The organism is Streptomyces rubellomurinus (genome assembly GCF_000961885.1).
Classification (GTDB): Bacteria; Actinomycetota; Actinomycetes; order Streptomycetales; family Streptomycetaceae; genus Kitasatospora; species Kitasatospora rubellomurina.
This window is the reverse complement of sequence record NZ_JZKH01000082.1, coordinates 1-16,798: the sequence shown is the minus strand read 5'-3', so window position 1 is coordinate 16,798 and position 16,798 is coordinate 1. Positions and strand designations below refer to the sequence as shown.

General features: G+C 74.2%; 16 protein-coding genes. 15 read left to right on the top strand and 1 reads right to left on the bottom strand.

Annotated elements, in window-relative coordinates; genetic code table 11:
* Positions 1 to 112: 112 nt before the first annotated feature.
* The 10 genes from VM95_RS29735 (at position 113) to mutM (ending at position 10,066) form a co-directional block, all read left to right on the top strand.
* Positions 113 to 1,741, top strand: a complete 1,629-nt coding sequence (locus tag VM95_RS29735) for a DAK2 domain-containing protein (protein ID WP_107073137.1) — start codon at positions 113 to 115, stop codon at positions 1,739 to 1,741.
* Between the two features lie 40 nt (positions 1,742 to 1,781).
* A complete protein-coding gene (recG, locus tag VM95_RS29730; protein WP_045702542.1) occupies positions 1,782 to 4,004 on the top strand; it encodes an ATP-dependent DNA helicase RecG in 2,223 nt (740 codons plus the stop codon).
* A 115-nt stretch (positions 4,005 to 4,119) separates the two neighbouring features.
* Positions 4,120 to 4,653 (top strand): hypothetical protein, encoded by a 534-nt coding sequence (locus tag VM95_RS29725; RefSeq protein ID WP_045702540.1) that lies wholly within the window; start codon positions 4,120 to 4,122, stop codon positions 4,651 to 4,653.
* Positions 4,654 to 4,766: 113 nt separating this feature from the next.
* On the top strand, positions 4,767 to 5,351 hold the full coding sequence (gene rsmD / locus VM95_RS29720; protein WP_045702538.1) for a 16S rRNA (guanine(966)-N(2))-methyltransferase RsmD: 585 nt from the start codon (positions 4,767 to 4,769) through the stop codon (positions 5,349 to 5,351).
* 49 nt (positions 5,352 to 5,400) lie between these two features.
* Complete coding sequence (gene coaD / locus VM95_RS29715) at positions 5,401 to 5,892, top strand: pantetheine-phosphate adenylyltransferase (protein WP_045702536.1); 492 nt, start codon at positions 5,401 to 5,403, stop codon at positions 5,890 to 5,892.
* Positions 5,893 to 6,080: 188 nt separating this feature from the next.
* Complete coding sequence (locus VM95_RS42840; RefSeq protein ID WP_045702534.1) at positions 6,081 to 7,286, top strand: hypothetical protein; 1,206 nt, start codon at positions 6,081 to 6,083, stop codon at positions 7,284 to 7,286.
* A gap of 218 nt (positions 7,287 to 7,504) precedes the next feature.
* Positions 7,505 to 8,149, top strand: a complete 645-nt coding sequence (locus VM95_RS29705) for a YceD family protein (protein WP_045702532.1) — start codon at positions 7,505 to 7,507, stop codon at positions 8,147 to 8,149.
* A gap of 2 nt (positions 8,150 to 8,151) precedes the next feature.
* The gene (rpmF, locus tag VM95_RS29700; RefSeq protein WP_030056747.1) at positions 8,152 to 8,325 is read left to right on the top strand and encodes a 50S ribosomal protein L32; all 174 of its coding nucleotides are present in this window, start codon (positions 8,152 to 8,154) and stop codon (positions 8,323 to 8,325) included.
* Between the two features lie 20 nt (positions 8,326 to 8,345).
* Positions 8,346 to 9,134 (top strand): ribonuclease III, encoded by a 789-nt coding sequence (gene rnc / locus VM95_RS29695; RefSeq protein ID WP_045702530.1) that lies wholly within the window; start codon positions 8,346 to 8,348, stop codon positions 9,132 to 9,134.
* A gap of 53 nt (positions 9,135 to 9,187) precedes the next feature.
* The gene (gene mutM / locus VM95_RS29690) at positions 9,188 to 10,066 is read left to right on the top strand and encodes a bifunctional DNA-formamidopyrimidine glycosylase/DNA-(apurinic or apyrimidinic site) lyase (RefSeq protein ID WP_045702527.1); all 879 of its coding nucleotides are present in this window, start codon (positions 9,188 to 9,190) and stop codon (positions 10,064 to 10,066) included.
* An 18-nt stretch (positions 10,067 to 10,084) separates the two neighbouring features.
* Here the strand turns inward: mutM and VM95_RS29685 are convergent, their stop codons facing one another.
* Positions 10,085 to 11,005 carry a DMT family protein gene (locus VM95_RS29685; protein WP_045702525.1) on the bottom strand — a complete coding sequence of 307 codons (921 nt, stop codon included), beginning with the start codon at positions 11,003 to 11,005 and terminating at the stop codon, positions 10,085 to 10,087.
* A 337-nt stretch (positions 11,006 to 11,342) separates the two neighbouring features.
* Here VM95_RS29685 and VM95_RS29680 point away from each other — a divergent pair, with 337 nt between their 5' ends.
* The 5 genes from VM95_RS29680 to VM95_RS29660 form a co-directional block, all read left to right on the top strand.
* The gene (locus tag VM95_RS29680; RefSeq protein ID WP_045702523.1) at positions 11,343 to 12,683 is read left to right on the top strand and encodes a DUF4381 domain-containing protein; all 1,341 of its coding nucleotides are present in this window, start codon (positions 11,343 to 11,345) and stop codon (positions 12,681 to 12,683) included.
* Between the two features lie 156 nt (positions 12,684 to 12,839).
* On the top strand, positions 12,840 to 13,343 hold the full coding sequence (locus VM95_RS29675; RefSeq protein WP_341846035.1) for a winged helix-turn-helix transcriptional regulator: 504 nt from the start codon (positions 12,840 to 12,842) through the stop codon (positions 13,341 to 13,343).
* 27 nt (positions 13,344 to 13,370) lie between these two features.
* Entirely contained in the window at positions 13,371 to 13,670 is a 300-nt protein-coding gene (locus VM95_RS29670) for an acylphosphatase (protein ID WP_045702521.1), read from the top strand.
* 398 nt (positions 13,671 to 14,068) lie between these two features.
* Entirely contained in the window at positions 14,069 to 14,272 is a 204-nt protein-coding gene (locus VM95_RS29665) for a hypothetical protein (protein WP_045702518.1), read from the top strand.
* Between the two features lie 177 nt (positions 14,273 to 14,449).
* Positions 14,450 to 16,798: chromosome segregation SMC family protein (locus tag VM95_RS29660; RefSeq protein ID WP_045702516.1), on the top strand; the 2,349-nt coding region annotated here is incomplete at its 3' end.

Genomic DNA, 16,798 nt, shown 5'->3' with positions numbered 1-16,798 from the left:
CGCGGACCGGGGCGGCCCTCCCCGGCCCCCGATAACCTGCCGGTATCACCCCTCGATCACCCCTCGCCGTTCACCCATGGGCCATCGCGGCGTCCCATCCGGAGGAGACCTGGTGCTGCACACGCTCGACGCCCCGGCCGTGCGCACCTGGTGCCAGCTCGCCCTGCGCGCGCTCGGCCAGGCGCGCGAGGAGATCGACGCGCTCAACGTGTACCCCGTCCCGGACGGCGACACCGGCACCAACCTGTACCTGACCGTCGAGTCCGCCGCCGCCGAGGTGGAGAGCCGCTTCGCCGATCCCGCCGCCCGGCCGGCCCCCGGGCTCGCCGAAGCCGTCCGGGCGATGGCCCGCGGCGCGCTGGTCGGCGCCCGCGGCAACTCCGGGGTGATCCTCGCCCAGTGGCTGCGCGGCACCGCCGAGACGCTCGCCGAGGGCGGCGGCGGTGCCGCGCAGCTGCGGGCCGCCCTCCAGCGGGCCGCCGACTCCGCCTACCAGGCCGTCGCGGAGCCCGTCGAGGGCACCCTGCTGACCGTCGCCCGGGTCGCCGCCCGGGAGGCCGTCCGGGCCGGGGACGGGCTCGCGCAGGTCGCCGACACCGCCTACCGGGCCGCCCGGGACGCGCTGCGGCACACCCCCGAACAACTCGCCGTGCTGGCCGAGAACGGCGTCGTGGACGCCGGCGGGCGCGGCCTGGTGGCCGTCCTCGGCGCGCTCGCCGACGCCGTCGCCGGGCAGCAGCCGATGGGGCCGGTCGCGCTGCGCGGGGACGTGGTGGCCGGCTGCGAGACGCACGTGCGGCCGCCCGGGCCCGGCCACCCCGCCTTCGAGGTCATCTACCTGTTGGACGCGCCCGACGAGGCCCTGCCCGCGCTGCGGGCGCGGCTCGGCGCGCTCGGCGACTCCCTGGTGGTCGGCGGCGGCGACGGGCTGTGGAACGTCCACGTGCACGTCGACGACGCGGGCGCCGCCGTGGAGGCCGGCGTCGAGGCCGGGCGCCCGCACCAGATCCGGATCACCCACTTCGCCGAGGCCGCCGCCCGGGCCGGCACCGCCGCCGAGCGCGGCGAACGCGAGGAGCGCGCCCGCGCGGTGCTCTCCGTGGTCTCCGGCGAGGGCCTGGCCGAGCTGTGCGAGCAGGCCGGCGCCGTCGTGCTGCACGCCGACCCGGACCGCCGCCCGGCCAGCGCCGAACTCGCCGCCGCCGTCCGCCGGTCCGCCGCCCGCGAGGTCGTCCTGCTGCTCAACGACCCCGAACTGCGCGCCGCCGCCGGGGCCGCCGCCGACCAGCTGCGCGAGGAGGGCGTGCGGATCGCCGTCCTGCCCACCCGCTCGCCGGTGCAGGGGCTCGCGGCGCTGGCCGTGCACGAGGGCGGCCGCCGCTTCGACGAGGACGTGGTCGCCATGACCTCCGCGGCCGGCGCCACCCGCTACGCCGAACTCGCCGTCGCCGAGGGGGAGTCCTGGACGATGGCCGGCGTCTGCCAGGCCGGGGACGTGCTCGGCCTGATCGACGGGGACGTCGCGGTGATCGGCACCGGGCTGGAGGAGGTCGGCGCCAGCGTGCTGGACCGGATGCTCGGCGCGGGCGGCGAACTCGTCACCCTCGTCCTCGGCGAGGGCGCCGACCGGGCGCTCGCCGACCGGCTGGTCGCGCACGTGCGGCACCGGCGGCCCGAGGTGGACGCGGCGGTCTTCCACGGCGGGCAGGAGTCGGCGCCGCTGCTCATCGGGGTGGAGTAGCCCTCGGTTTGTCGGCCCCGTGGTGTAAACAGGAGCGTTGATGGGCGCTCTCGATGAACCACTGACCAAGCTGGTCGGCGACCGCACCGCGAAGGTGCTCGCCGACAGCCTCAAGCTGCGCACGGTCGGCGACCTGCTGCACCACTACCCGCGGCGCTACGTCGAGCGCGGCCAGCTCACCAGCCTGGACGAGCTGGAGATCGACGAGCACGTCACCGTCCTGGCCCGGATCGAGAAGGTCACCCTGATCCCGTTCCGCGGCCGCAAGGGCGACCGGCTGGAGGTCGTCGTCACCGACGGCCGCAGCCGGCTCTCGCTGGTCTTCTTCAACCAGGGCTGGCGGCAGAAGGAGCTCAAGGCCGGCGCCCAGGGCCTGTTCGCGGGCAAGGTCGGCGTCTTCAACCGCACCCGCCAGCTGGTCTCGCCGGACTACCAGCTCCTCGACGAGGACGCCGGGTCCGATGCCGCCCGGCAGTTCGCCGGCCGGCTCATCCCGGTGTACGGCGCCAGCGCGCAGATGCCCAGCTGGAAGCTGTCGCTCTGCGTCGAGATGGCCCTCGACTCGTACCTGGCCAAGGTCGGCGAGCCGCTGCCCGCCGAACTGCGCGAGCGGCACGAGCTGATCCTGCTGCCCGAGGCGCTGGAGCTGATCCACCGCCCGCGCGGCCAGGCCGACCGCGAGCGCGCCCAGAGCCGGCTGCGCTGGGACGAGGCCTTCGTCCTGCAGGTCGCGCTCGCCCGGCGCCGGGCCGCCGACTCCGCCCTGCCCGCCAAGCCGCGCCGGGCCCGGGACGGCGGCCTGCTGGACGCCTTCGACGCCCGGCTGCCGTTCACCCTCACCGAGGGCCAGCGGAAGGTCTCCGCCGAGATCGCCGCCGACCTGGCCACCGAGCACCCGATGCACCGCCTCCTCCAGGGCGAGGTCGGCTCGGGCAAGACGCTGGTCGCGCTGCGCGCCATGCTGGCCGTGGTCGACGCCGGCGGCCAGGCCGTGCTGCTGGCGCCCACCGAGGTGCTGGCGCAGCAGCACCACCGCTCGATCGTCGAGATGATGGGCGACCTCGCCGAGGGCGGCATGCTCGGCGGCTCCGACCTCGGCACCCGGGTGGTGCTGCTGACCGGCTCGATGGGCGTCCCGGCCCGCCGCCAGGCGCTGCTCGACATGGCCTGCGGGGACGCCGGGATCGCGATCGGCACGCACGCGCTGATCGAGGACAAGGTGCAGTTCCAGGACCTCGGCCTGGTCGTGGTCGACGAGCAGCACCGCTTCGGCGTCGAGCAGCGGGACGCGCTGCGCGCCAAGGGCGAGCAGCCGCCGCACCTGCTGGTGATGACCGCGACCCCGATCCCGCGCACCGTCGCGATGACGGTCTTCGGGGACCTGGAGACCTCCGTCCTGGACCAGCTGCCGGCCGGCCGCTCGCCGATCTCCACCCACGTCGTCCCGGCGCTGGAGAAGCCCAACTTCCTCACCCGGGCCTGGGAGCGCGTCCGCGAGGAGGTCGGCAAGGGCCACCAGGCGTACGTGGTCTGCCCCCGGATCGGGGACGAGGAGCCGGCCGCCGACCCGAAGGCGAAGAAGAAGCGCAAGCCGGCCGAGGAGGACTTCGAGGACGTCGCCGACCTCGGCGCCGCGAGCGACGAACGGCGGCCCCCGCTCTCGGTGGTGGAGACCGCCGAGCAGCTCCTGAAGGGCCCGCTGAGCGGCCTGCGGGTGGAGATCCTGCACGGCCGGCTGGCCCCGGAGGCCAAGGACGAGGTGATGCGCCGGTTCACGGCCGGCGAGGTCGACGTGCTGGTCGCCACCACCGTCATCGAGGTCGGCGTCAACGTCCCCAACTCCACCGCGATGGTCATCATGGACGCCGACCGCTTCGGCGTCTCCCAACTCCACCAGCTGCGCGGCCGGGTGGGCCGCGGCACTGCCCCGGGCCTGTGCCTGCTGGTCAGCGAGATGCCCGCCGGCAGCGCCGCCCGGGCCCGGCTGGACGCGGTGGCCGGGACGCTGGACGGCTTCGAGCTGTCCCGGATCGACCTCGAACAGCGCCGCGAGGGCGACGTGCTGGGCCAGGCGCAGTCCGGGGTGAAGTCCTCGCTCAAGGTCCTCTCGGTGCTGCAGGACGAGGAGGTCATCCTCACCGCCCGGACGGAGGCCACCCGGCTGGTCGCCGAGGACCCGGAGCTGGCCGCGCACCCGGAGCTGCGCACCGCCCTGGAGAGCCTGCTCGACGAGGACCGCGCGGCCTACATGGAGAAGGGCTGAGCGGGCCCTCCGGGCCCCTCCTGGCCCGGGAATTGTCAGACCCCCACGAGAGAATGAAGGTGTTCAGGACGCACCCTCAAGGTGCGTACCTGGCGCGACACTTGGGGGTCCTGCCATGGCATTCCGTCATCTCAACGAGCTCCCGCTGGGCGACAAGGTCTTCCGGATCGAACTCGCCAGCGACGACGACCGCGAGGTCACCCTCACCCTGACCGGCTGGCGCGAGGGGGCGGCCGCCGCGCCGCTCGCCTCGGGCAAGCTCCGCCTGCCGGTCGAGGACGTCGCCTCGCTGCGGATCGCGCTCAACCGCGCGCTGCGGGCGCTGGCGATCGTCGCCGACGTCTCCGAGCCCATCCCCGACCGTGACGTGCTGCGCGAGCTGTACCCCGGCCACGGCGCCCCCTGGGTGCCGCAGCACGAGGAGGAGCTGGTCCGGCGGTTCCACGAGGGCGAGACCGTCGCCCGGATCGCCGCCCGCTTCGGCCGCACGCCCGACTCCGTCCGCACCAAGCTGCGCGAGCTCGGGCACGACCCGCGCCGCCCCGAGTTCTGCCCGCCCGACGGCTGCCTGTCCTGGTCCCGCTACGCCTCGCCGGCCCTGCTCGGCGCCGCGATCCCGGCCCAGGGCGCGGGCTCCGAGGCGAGCTGACCACCTGAGCGGGCGGGTGCGGCCCCCGGGCCGTCACCCGCCCGCTCGGCGTGAGCGCGGTGCGGTGGTCGGGATAGCGTGGTCGGGCAGCGACGAAAGGACCTCCCACCACCATGACCCGCGTGATCGCCGGGGCGGCCGGCGGCCGCCGGCTGGCCGTACCGCCCGGCCGGGGCACCCGCCCGACCTCCGACAAGGCCCGTGAGGCGATGTTCTCCACCCTGGAGGCACTGCACGGCACCCTGCACGGGGTCCGGATGCTGGACCTGTTCGGCGGCTCGGGCGCGGTCGGCCTGGAGGCGCTGTCGCGCGGCGCCGGGCACGTCCTGCTGGTGGAGGCGGACGGCCAGGCGGCCCGGGTGATCCGGGAGAACGTCCGCACGATCGGCCTGCCGGGCGCCGAGGTCCGGGCGGCCAAGGCGGAGAAGGTGATCGCCGGGCCGGCCCCGGAGACCCCGTACGACCTGGCGTTCCTCGATCCGCCGTACGCCGTGACGGACGAGGAGCTGCGCGAGATGCTGATCACACTCCTCGCTGGGGGCTGGCTCGCGGCGGACGCACTCGTCACCGTGGAGCGGAGCACCCGCGGGGGAGCGTTCGACTGGCCCGAGGGTTTCGAGGAGTTGCGCTCCCGCCGCTACGGCGAGGGCACGCTCTGGTACGGTCGCGCCGCCGCCGCGGCCGGTGATCACGAGTAACGGGCCGCGGCCCGCAGCAGCCGTCACCCCACGAGGGAGCACACACGCCATGCGTCGAGCCGTCTGTCCCGGTTCGTTCGACCCGATCCACAACGGCCACCTCGACATCGTCGAGCGCGCCTCGAAGCTGTACGACGTGGTGCACGTCGCGGTCCTGGTGAACCCGAACAAGCAGGGCATGTTCAGCATCGCGGAGCGGATCGGCCTGATCGAGGAGGTCACCGCGGAGTTCGGCAACGTGGTGGTCGAGTCGCACCAGGGCCTGCTGGTGGACTACTGCCGCGAGCGCGACATCCCGGCGATCGTCAAGGGCCTGCGCGCGGTCAGCGACTTCGACTACGAGCTGCAGATGGCGCACATGAACAACGGCCTGACCGGCGTGGAGACGCTGTTCCTGCCGACCTCGCCGACGTACAGCTTCCTCTCCTCGACGCTGGCCAAGGAGGTCGCCTCGTACGGCGGCGACGTCTCGCACCTGCTGCCCGCGACGGTGCACCGCCGGCTGGTCGAGCGGATCGCGGAGCGCAAGGCCCAGCAGTAGGCGCTGCGCGCCCTTTTCTGCTGGTTCGTCATGGTTCGTCCGGTAGCGGGGGGACCGTGCGGACCGCGGTGTTGTGACCTCGCCGCGCGGGGGCCGTACAGTCTGTACTCCTGCCCTGCGGTGAGGTCCACCGCGCCGGGCCTGCCTCCGCCGGAGAAGTCGGGCGGCACACGGAAAGACGAAGCCCCGTGGACGTGCAGAACCAGGTCGACGAGATCGTGGCGGCGGTCGAGAGCGCCCGCTCGATGCCGATGTCGGCCTCCTGCGTGGTGAACCGGGCCGAGCTGATCGGCCTGCTCAACGACCTCAAGGCGGCGCTGCCCGCCGAACTCGCCCAGGCCCAGTCGGTGATGGCCGACCACGGCCAGCTGGTGGCGGACGCCCAGGCGGAGGCCGAGCGGATCATCCAGGGCGCGCACGCCGAGCGCGGCTCGCTGATCTCCGACACCGAGGTGGTGCGCCGCGCGCAGGCCGAGGCCGACCGGATCCTCGCCGAGGCCCGCGCCGAGGTCGAGGCCCAGCGCGCCGAGGCCGACGACTACGTGGACAGCAAGCTCGCCAACTTCGAGGTCGTGCTGACCAAGACGCTCGGCGCGGTCGGCCGCGGCCGGACCAAGCTGCGCGGCGACGCCGGCGTCTTCGAGGCCGAGTACGACGGCGAGGGCGACGGCGAGGAGTTCAAGCCGCAGCGGACCAGCCCGAGCCCGGAGGTCGACGAGTACGTCGACGTGAAGCTCGCCACGCTGGAGACCGTGCTCGGCGCCACCCTGGAGGCGGTCGGCAAGGGCCGCGACAAGCTGCTCGGCAAGCGGCCGATCGACGACCTGGGCGCCTACCTGGCGGCCGCCGACGAGGCCCAGCAGGCCAAGGAGCGGGCCGAGGCGGTGGCCGCGGGCTTCGCCGAGGACCCGGACGGCAGGGACATCGCCTGGTACCGCGAGGACGTCCCGCAGCAGCAGACCTGGCCGGAGCAGACCCCGGCCGCGGCCGGCTGGCAGGCCCAGGGCGCCGACCAGTACGCGGCCGCCCAGCAGGGCGTCCAGCAGCCGGGCGTCCAGTACGCCGAGGTGTACGGCGGCGGCTTCGACCCGGCGGCCGGCCACGGCGACCCGTACCAGGCCCAGTGGGCCCAGCAGCAGGGCGGCTACCCGCAGCAGCCGGACTACCAGGGCCAGCAGCAGCACGACGGCTACGCCTACCCGCAGCAGCAGGGCGGCTACGGGGCCCAGCAGTACGACGGCTACGGCTACCAGCAGCAGCCCCAGCAGCAGCCGCCGCAGCCCGCGCTGCCCCCGGCCCTGCCGCACCAGCAGCAGCAGGGGCTGGACGAGACCAGCTTCTTCGACACCAGCATGATCGACATGACCCGGCTCCGGGAGCTCGGCGGGCGCTGAGCGCCCGCGGCCGAGCCTCCCCGGGGCCTCCCCGGGGTCTCCCAGCAGGTCTCCCGAGGTGCCCGAACGGGACCGAAGTTGGGCCTGGCGGGAGACTCGGGTAGTCTGACCACTCCGGCATCCCCATGTCCGGCTGTCGGCTTGCCCTCGCGGCGCCGAGCCACAGGCCGACCGACTGGGGGAGCCCCTCGATCGATTCCCATGGAAGTCAGGACACCTTGAACCGCCTCGACCACCGCGACCCCCTCGTGTTCGACACGCACGAGCTCGGTCGGCGTCCGGGCGCCATGCGCAAGGTGAGCCGGACCCTGGAGGCCCCCGAGGGCCTGGGGATCATCGACGTGATCGGGGTCCCGGAGAAGAGCGAGATCGAGCTGGAACTCCGCCTGGAGTCCGTGGTCGAGGGCGTGCTGGTCACCGGCACCGCCGAGGCCCGGGTCGAGGGCGAGTGCGTCCGGTGCCTGGAGCCCGTCGACTTCGACATCGACGTGGACTTCCAGGAGCTGTACTACTACCCGGAGTCCGACGAGCGCCACCGCGCCGCGGCGACCGGGGCCGACGACCTCGACGAGGACGCGGAAGAAGAGACTTACCGCCTGGAGGGCGACTACTTCGACCTCCAGCCGGTGCTGCGTGACGCGGTGGTGCTCGCACTGCCGCTGCAGCCGGTGTGCCAGGAAGACTGCCTGGGCCTGTGCTCCGAGTGCGGAGCGCGCCTGAGCGACGACCCGGCGCACCACCACGACGCCGCCGACCCCCGGTGGGCGGCTCTGCAGGGACTCTCCGCCGCCCCCGGCGACGAGGGTGACGAGAACAAGGACAGCGACACCCGTGAGGGTCTCGCCGAGAACCAGGAGAAGTAGCCGTGGCTGTTCCGAAGCGGAAGATGTCGCGCAGCAACACGCGCCACCGCCGGTCCAACTGGAAGGCCGTCGTTCCGGCCCTCGTGGCGTGCGACCGCTGCCACGAGCCGAAGCTGGGCCACATCGCGTGCCCGAGCTGCGGCACGTACAACCGTCGCCAGGTCCTCTCGGTCTGATCGGCGGGGTGTACGGATCGATGTCGGACGGTAACTCCACCCGCAAGGCATCCGGTGCCTCGAAGGGTTCTTCGGGCAACGGCAAGGCCGGCGGGCCGGCTTCGACCGAATACGACGTTCTGGAAGGGCGCCTCGGGTACACGCTCGAGCGCGCCCTTCTGGTACGTGCCCTGACCCACCGCTCGTACGCGTACGAGAACGGTGGTCTGCCCACCAACGAGCGCCTGGAGTTCCTCGGCGACTCGGTGCTGGGCCTCGTGGTGACCGACACCCTCTACCGCGTCCACCCGGACGTCCCGGAGGGCACGCTCGCCAAGCTGCGCGCCGCGGTGGTCAACTCCCGCGCGCTCGCGGACGTCGGCCGCGGCCTCGAACTCGGCGCGTTCATCCGGCTCGGCAAGGGCGAGGAGGGCACCGGCGGCCGCGACAAGTCGTCGATCCTCGCGGACACCGTCGAGGCCGTGATCGGGGCCGTCTACCTCGACCGCGGTCTGGAGGCGGCGACCGAGTTCGTCCACCGGCTGTTCGACCCGCTGATCGAGGAGTCCTCTCAGCTCGGCGCCGGCCTGGACTGGAAGACCAGCCTGCAGGAGCTCACCGCCTCGGTGGGCATCGGCGTGCCCGAGTACGTGGTCATGGAGTCCGGTCCGGACCACGAGAAGACCTTCACCGCGGCGGCCCGGGTCGCCGGCGAGGACTTCGGCAGCGGCGTCGGCCGCTCGAAGAAGGAAGCCGAACAGAAGGCCGCCGAGAGCGCCTGGCGCGCGATCAAGGAGAAGTACGCCGACCGGCTGCCCGCGGGCAGTTGATCGCGAAGTAGCCTGTCCTCCTGCCGGTTTCTTCTCGCAGGAGGACAGTTTCCGTGCCCGAACTCCCCGAGGTCGAGGTCGTCCGCCGAGGTCTGGCCAGCTGGGTCGCCGGCCGGACGGTCGCCGACGTCCAGGTGCTGCACCCGCGCGCCGTGCGCCGCCAGCCGGCCGGCGCCGCCGACTTCACGGCCCGGCTGACCGGCACCGTCCTCGGCGCCGCCCAGCGCCGCGGCAAGTACCTCTGGGTGCCGCTGAGCGGCTCCGGGGCGGGATTCTCGCTGATCGGCCACCTCGGGATGAGCGGCCAACTCCTCGTCCAGGACCCGACCGCGCCGGACGAGACCCACCTGCGCGTCCGGCTGCGCTTCACCGACGGCGGTCGCGAGCTGCGCTTCGTCGACCAGCGGACCTTCGGCGGCCTGGCCGTCGAGGAGGCCGAGGAGGGTGACCCGGAGGGCACGCCCGTCTCGATCGCGCACATCGCCCGCGACCCGCTCGACCCGCGCTTCGACGACGGGGCCTTCGCGGCCGCGCTGCGCGCCAGGCGCACCACGGTCAAGCGCGCGCTGCTCGACCAGACCCTGATCAGCGGCGTCGGCAACATCTACGCCGACGAGGCGCTGTGGCGCTCCAGGCTGCACTACGACCGGCCGACCGCCACCCTCACCCGCCCGCAGGCCGCCCTGCTGCTGGCCAACGCCCGCGAGGTGATGACCGCCGCGCTCGCGGTCGGCGGGACCAGCTTCGACAGCCTGTACGTCAACGTGAACGGCGAGAGCGGCTACTTCTCCCGGGACCTGGACGCCTACGGCCGCGAGCACGAGCCCTGCCGCCGCTGCGGCACCCCGATCCGCCGGGCCGCCTGGATGAACCGCTCCAGCTACTTCTGCCCCCGCTGCCAGCGCGTGCCGCGCACCCGCAGCGGGGGCTGAAAGCGCCCGGAGCGCGCGCTACTTGTGCGCGAGCTCGGGGTGGTCGGCGGCCGGCTCGGCGGGCCCGCCGTGGCCCTCCTGGCCGAAGTAGGCGACGCCGACCGCGGAGACCACCGCGAGCAGGAACCCGACCACGCCGAGCCAGGCGAGGCCGGACTTGGAGGAGTCGCCGAGCCAGATCACCCCGACCGCGCCGGGCAGCACCGTCTCGCCGACCACCAGCGCGGCCGTCGCACCGTTCACCGAGCCGATCTGCAGCGCCACGGTGTGCACGTACATGCCGCCGAGGCCGCCGACCAGGACGGCGTACAGCGCCGGGTCGGAGAGCAGCGGGCCGAGCTCGAACGGGGAGACGCCGTTCAGGACGCGCACGCCGACGCCCAGCGCGCCGAAGCCGAGGCCGGAGAGCAGACCGGCGAGGATCGCGCCGTTGGCGCCCATCCGCCGCACCAGCAGGCCGCCGCCGACCAGCAGCACGGTGATCGAGATCAGCAGCCACCAGTGGAAGGACATGTCCGCGTGGTGGCCGCCCTCCGGGCCGGCCGAGACGGCCAGCAGCACCAGCGCCGAGCACAGCACGCCGATCGAGGCCCACTCCAGCTGCTTGAGCCGGATGCCCAGCAGCTTGATGCTGAGCACCGCGGTGATCACCAGGTTGGCGCTGATGATGGTCTGGGAGAGGAACAGCGGCAGCAGCCGGGCGGCGAGCGCGCCCAGCGCGAAGCCGATCAGATCGAGCACCGTGCCGATCATGAACTCCCAGGTCACGGCGGCCTTGGCGGTCGAGGAGAGGCTGGGCCCGCCGTGCTCGGTGGTCGAGGTGGTGACGCCCTTGGCGGCCTCCTCGCGGGCGGACCGGCGGGAGCCGACGGCCTGCAGGACCGAGCCGGTGCCGTAGCAGGCGGAGGCCGCCACGGCGGTGACGAGGCCGATGATCACCGGGTGCTCCGATCGGGAGAAGGGTCAAGAACAGGTAATGGGCGACGAGTACGGGGACCACTATGCCCGGTCGCGCGGTACGGTCGGCACACACCCCGTGCCGCTCCCCAGCCGCCCCCGGACCGCTTCCGGACCGCTTCCGGTTCCGCGCCGGGCCCGCCGGGACGTACGTCCGGGAGTTCGTGGCGGTTCCCGCGCCCGGCCGCCTCAGGGGGGAATCGGGGAAACATCATCCCCGGGAAGGGGAGCCGACCCGGCGGACGGCGGGGAATCCCCTCATCACCAGTATGCGAAGGGTATGGCGTGCTTCGACGCCGCTCGCGGTAGCGTCGGGGGCATGAGAACCCTTGCACGACGTACCCGGGGCGCCGGGCCACTTGCCCTGGTGGCGGCGCTGCTCGGGGTGATGCTCCTGCTGGCGCCCTCGGCCTCGGCCGCCGGCGGCCTGAGCGACGCGGCGGCCACCCTGAAGAAGGGGCAGGTCTACGTCGCCCCGCAGATGCAGGACCGCTTCAGCCAGGCCCAGGCGGACGCGCTGACCAAGAAGATCGAGAAGGCCGACAAGCCGATCTTCATCGCGGTCGTCCCGGACGCCGCCAACAAGGACACCGTCCTCACGGACCTGCGCACCCTGGTGGGCATTGACGGCGTCTACGGCGTCTGGCGGGGCAGCAGCGGCTTCATGGCCCGCTCCGACCGCGGCGCGATGGCCGCCGGCGCCGCGGACCGGATCGGCAGCGCGGTCGGCCGCGCCGACAAGGGCGACATCAACGCCACCCTGAACGACTTCGTCGACCAGGCCGCCCCGCAGACCAAGGGCACCGGGGTCAACCACAGCACCTCGATCGCCTGGGTGATCATCCCGATCGTGCTGGTCGCGCTGGCCGGCGCCGGCGTCTTCTTCCTCTTCCGCCGCGCCAAGAAGCGCAAGGAGGAGAAGGCCCGTGCCGAGCTGGAGCAGTTGCGCCGCGTCGTCGACGAGGACATCACCGCCTTCGGCACCGAGCTGGAGCGGCTCGACTTCAACCCGCGCGCGGCGGACGCCGACGACGCGCAGCGCGCCGACTACAGCAGCGCCCTGGACTCGTACGAGAAGTCCAAGCGGCTGATGGACGAGGCGAAGAAGCCCGAGGACGTCAAGCAGGTCACCGAGGCGATCGAGGACGGCCGGTTCCAGCTGGCCACCCTGGCCGCCCGGCGGGACAAGCGCCCGCTGCCCGAGCGTCGCCCCCCGTGCTTCATGGACCCGCGGCACGGCCCGTCCGTCAAGGACGTCGACTGGGCCCCGGCCGGCGGCGCCGCCCGCTCCGTCCCGGTCTGCCAGGCCGACGCGGACCGGGTCGCGGCCGGCCTCGACCCGGCGGTCCGCACCGTCGACACCGAGTACGGCCCGCAGCCGTACTGGAACGCCGGCCCGGCCTACGCGCCGTACGCGGGCGGCTACTACAGCGGCTTCGGCGGCGGCCTGCTGCCCGGCCTGCTGGTCGGCACCATGCTCGGCTCGATGATGAGCACCCCGGCCTACGCCGCGGCGCCGATGATGGACGGCCACCACGGCGGCTACCAGGACCAGTACGAGGGCGGCGACTACACCGGCGCCGACTTCAACGCCTCGGACTTCAGCGGCAGCGACTGGAGCGGCGGCGGCGACTTCGGCGGCGGTGGCGACGACTGGTGACGTCGTGCTGACCCGCGCCTGACCCGCGCCTGACCCGCGCCTGACCCGCGCACGACCGTACGGCCCCGCCGGTTCCTCCGGCGGGGCCGTACGCCGTCCCGGGGCGGGCCGGGCGACGCGGTTTGAGAAGGCAACCCGGTGTGGCAGGCTGGCACCGTGACCTCCGACACCCCGACCGCCCGGCCGCCCGCCGCCGTTCCCGGGCGGCCCTGCTCGATGGCGGCGGCGCTGCAGGTGGTCGGCGAGAAGTGGGCCCTGCTGGCCGTCCGCGAGCTGTTCTTCGGCAACCACCGCTTCGACCGGATCGCCCGCAACACCGGCGCGCCCCGCGACCGGCTGACCGCGCGGCTGCGGGCCCTGGAGGAGGCGGGCGTGGTCGAGCGCCGCCCGTACAGCGAGCGGCCGCCGCGCTACGAGTACCACCTCACCGAGGCGGGCCGGGACCTCGCCCCGGTCGCGCAGGCGCTGCGCACCTGGGGCGACCGCTGGCTGGTGCCCGAGTCGCCGCTGACCTTCACGCACCAGCCCGAGGGCGGGGAGCCGCACCCGTACGAGCCGGTCTTCGTCTGCCGCACCTGCGGGCAGCGGGCCCGGCGCGGCGAGCTGCACACCGAGGTGCACACGCCGGGCTGGGCGGTCGAGGGGCCCGTCGAGCCCTGACCGAGGTGCGGCATCTAAGGTCGTTGCATGCACGGTCGCGAAGCCCACAGTGAGGAACCGGTCCGGGTCACCGCCTGGGTCCGGGGGAAGGTCCAGCAGGTCGGCTTCCGCTGGTGGACCAGGGCGCGGGCGCTGGAGATCGGCCTGACCGGCTACGCGAGCAACCTCGGCGACGGCCGGGTGCAGGTGGTGGCCGAGGGGCAGGCCGCCGACTGCGAGCAGCTGCTGGCGCTGCTGCGCGGCCCGGACACGCCCGGGAACGTGACCGGCGTGACGGAGATCTGGACGGCGGTCGGCGCCGGTTATCCGGGCTTCGAGATCCGCTGACCCGCTGGTCGCCGCCCCCACGCGAATCCGTGCGCAACGAACGGTGTCATGAGGTTGCCATCCGGGCAGACTCGTGGTTGACTCCGCATCGACGATGATCCACGAGTACGAGGGTGGACCGGCCCGAGACCGCCAGGCGTGACCACACCGCCAGGCAGGTGACAGGGGCGCGGTAGCGTGCGGTGATCGTGTTGACCCGTACCGTCTTTGGTGAGACGCTGGAAGCCCGCGCACACGACCGCGTTCTCCCGGCCGGCGCATGCCCTCGTGAGCCCAGCTCACGGTGGTTGTGCCGGGTGCCCAGTCGGCACTTCCGGTAGCGGATCGCGCGTGCGTCCCCCTTCCCCCTAGACCTGTACCGTTCCGGTTCGGTCACTCAGCGTGGAGGACCATTCATCATGGCAAAGGCGCTTCTCGGGTACGTCGGCGGCCCCGACCCGCGAATGCTCTCCGAGATGCGACGGCTGCAGCAGCGCGTCCAGGACCTGGAGGCCGAACTTCTTCGGATGCAGGCTGAGAACGACGCTCTCACCGCTGTCGCTGACGAGCACTCGCTGCTCAACAGCATCGATCTGGACCAGCGGGAGCCGGCTCTCACCTGAGCCCCGCCCCGGTCCATCGCAGGTCGACGCAGCTGTGCACTGAGCCGCCCCGAAAGGGACGCAGCTTTGCAAGGGACGCCCGGATACGGCGTCCCTTCGTCGTGTCCGGGGGCCGGGCGGGTCGCTCGCCGGGGATACAGTCGGTCCCTGCCGTGAGCGAACGAGGAGACCGACCGCGTGCACCTGAAGAGTCTGACGCTGCGCGGGTTCAAGTCCTTCGCCTCCAGCACCACCCTGCGCTTCGAACCGGGCATCACCTGCGTGGTCGGCCCGAACGGCTCCGGCAAGTCGAACGTCGTGGACGCGCTGTCCTGGGTGATGGGCGAGCAGGGCGCCAAGTCCCTGCGCGGCGGCAAGATGGAGGACGTCATCTTCGCCGGGACGAGCGGGCGCCCCCCGCTCGGCCGCGCCGAGGTCAGCCTCACCATCGACAACGGTGACGGCGCCCTGCCGATCGACTACGCCGAGGTGACCATCACCCGGACGATGTTCCGCAACGGCGGCAGCGAGTACGCGCTCAACGGCGAGACCTGCCGCCTGCTGGACATCCAGGAACTGCTCTCCGACTCGGGCATCGGCCGCGAGATGCACGTCATCGTCGGCCAGGGCCGGCTCGACTCCGTCCTGCACGCCGACCCGATGGGCCGGCGCGCCTTCATCGAGGAGGCCGCCGGCGTCCTCAAGCACCGCAAGCGCAAGGAGAAGGCGCTGCGGAAGCTGGACGCGATGCAGGCCAATCTCAACCGCGTCCAGGACCTGGTGGGCGAACTGCGCCGCCAGCTCGGACCGCTCGGCCGGCAGGCCCGGATCGCCCGCCGGGCCGCCGGCATCCAGGCCGACCTGCGCGACGCCCGGCTGCGGCTGCTCGCCGACGACCTGCTCACCCTGCGCCGGGCCGTCGAGGCCGAGGTCGCCGACGAGCTGGCGCTGCGGCTGCGCCGCACCACCGTCGAACAGGAACTGGCCCGCGCGGTGCAGCGGGAGTCGGTGCTGGAGGCGCAGGTGCAGCGGCTCGGCCCCAGCCTGGAGAGCGCCCGGCAGACCTGGTACCGGCTCTCCGCGCTCGCCGAACGCACCCGCGGCACCATCGGACTGGCCGAGGCCCGGGCCCGGCACGCCGCCGCCGGGGGCGGGGCCGAGGAGCGGCGCGGCCGCGACCCCGAGGAGCTGGAACGGGAGGCCGCCCGGGTCCGCGAGGAGGAGGCCGCGCTCACCGAGGCGCTGGAGGAGGCGCAGTACGCGCTGGCCGAGGCGGTCGAGCGGAAGCACGAGCTGGAACGCGACCTGGCCGCCGAGGACCGCCGGCTGCGGGACGCCGCCCGGGCCATCGCCGACCGCCGGGAGGGCCTGGCCCGACTCCAGGGGCAGGCCGCCGCCGCCCGGTCCAGGGCCGCCGCCGCCGAGGCCGAGACCGGCCGGCTCGCCGAGGCCCGGGACGAGGCGCTGCTGCGGGCCCGGGCCGCCCAGGACGAGTACGAGCAGCTGGACGCGCAGGTCGACGGCGGCTCCGGCGGGGGCGCGGAGGAGGCCGAGGCCGAGCTCCGGGCGGCCCGCGAACGGCTCGCCGAGCTGGAGCGGGACCTGGCCGCCGCCCGGGAGGCGGCCGGCGCCGCCGAACGCGAGCGGGCCGGGCTGACCGCGCGGCACGAGGCGCTCTCGCTCGGCCTGCGCCGCAAGGACGGCACCGGTGCCCTGCTGGACGCGGGGGAGCGGCTGACCGGGCTGCTCGGCCCGGCCGCCGCGCTGCTGCGGATCGAGGCCGGGTGCGAGGTGCCGGTCGCCGCGGCGCTCGGCGCGGCTGCCGACGCGGTGGCCGTCGCCTCGCCCGCCGCGGCCGCCGAGGCGCTGCGGCTGCTGCGCGCCGAGGACGCCGGCCGGGCCGCGCTGCTGGTCGCCGGGGCGCCCGACGTCCCGTACGCGATCGGCGCGTTGCCGGAGGGCGCCCGGTGGGCGGCCGAACTGGTCGACGGGCCGGTCGAGTTGACCGCCGCGCTGCGGGGCCTGCTGGCCGGCGTCGCCGTCGTCGGCACGCTGGACGAGGCGCTGGCGCTGGTCGCCGGACACCCCGGGCTCGCCGCCGTCACCGCGGACGGCGACCGGCTGGGCGCCGGCTTCGCGCACGGCGGCTCCGGCGGCGCGCCGAGCCTGCTGGAGACCCGGGCGGCGGTGGACGAGGCGGCCCGGGCGATCGACGAACTCGCCGTCCGCTGCGCCGAATCGGCCGAGCGGTTGGCCGAACTCACCGCGCTGCGCCGGGCGTCGGCCGCCGAGCTGGAGCGGCTCGCCGAGCAGCGGCGGCAGGCCGAGCGGGCGCGGGCCGAGGTCGCGGGCGCGCTCGGCCGGCTCGGCGGGCAGGCCCGCGCCGCCGCCGGCGAGGCCGAGCGGCTGTCCGCCGCGGCCGCGCGGGCCGAGCAGGGCCTGGCCGAACTGCTCGCCGCCGCCGAGGAGTCGGCCGAGCGGCTGGCCGTCGCGCAGGAGTCGGCCGAGGCGGGCGAGGACGAGCCGGACCAGGCCGAGCAGCAGCGC

Coding starts and splice junctions, on each gene's coding strand:
- rsmD (WP_045702538.1), top strand. CDS start 4,767: ATGACCCGCGTGATCGCCGGGGCGGCCGGCGGCCGCCGGCTGGCCGTA.
- coaD (WP_045702536.1), top strand. CDS start 5,401: ATGCGTCGAGCCGTCTGTCCCGGTTCGTTCGACCCGATCCACAACGGC.
- VM95_RS29725 (WP_045702540.1), top strand. CDS start 4,120: ATGGCATTCCGTCATCTCAACGAGCTCCCGCTGGGCGACAAGGTCTTC.
- recG (WP_045702542.1), top strand. CDS start 1,782: ATGGGCGCTCTCGATGAACCACTGACCAAGCTGGTCGGCGACCGCACC.
- VM95_RS29670 (WP_045702521.1), top strand. CDS start 13,371: ATGCACGGTCGCGAAGCCCACAGTGAGGAACCGGTCCGGGTCACCGCC.
- VM95_RS29680 (WP_045702523.1), top strand. CDS start 11,343: ATGAGAACCCTTGCACGACGTACCCGGGGCGCCGGGCCACTTGCCCTG.
- rnc (WP_045702530.1), top strand. CDS start 8,346: ATGTCGGACGGTAACTCCACCCGCAAGGCATCCGGTGCCTCGAAGGGT.
- VM95_RS29665 (WP_045702518.1), top strand. CDS start 14,069: ATGGCAAAGGCGCTTCTCGGGTACGTCGGCGGCCCCGACCCGCGAATG.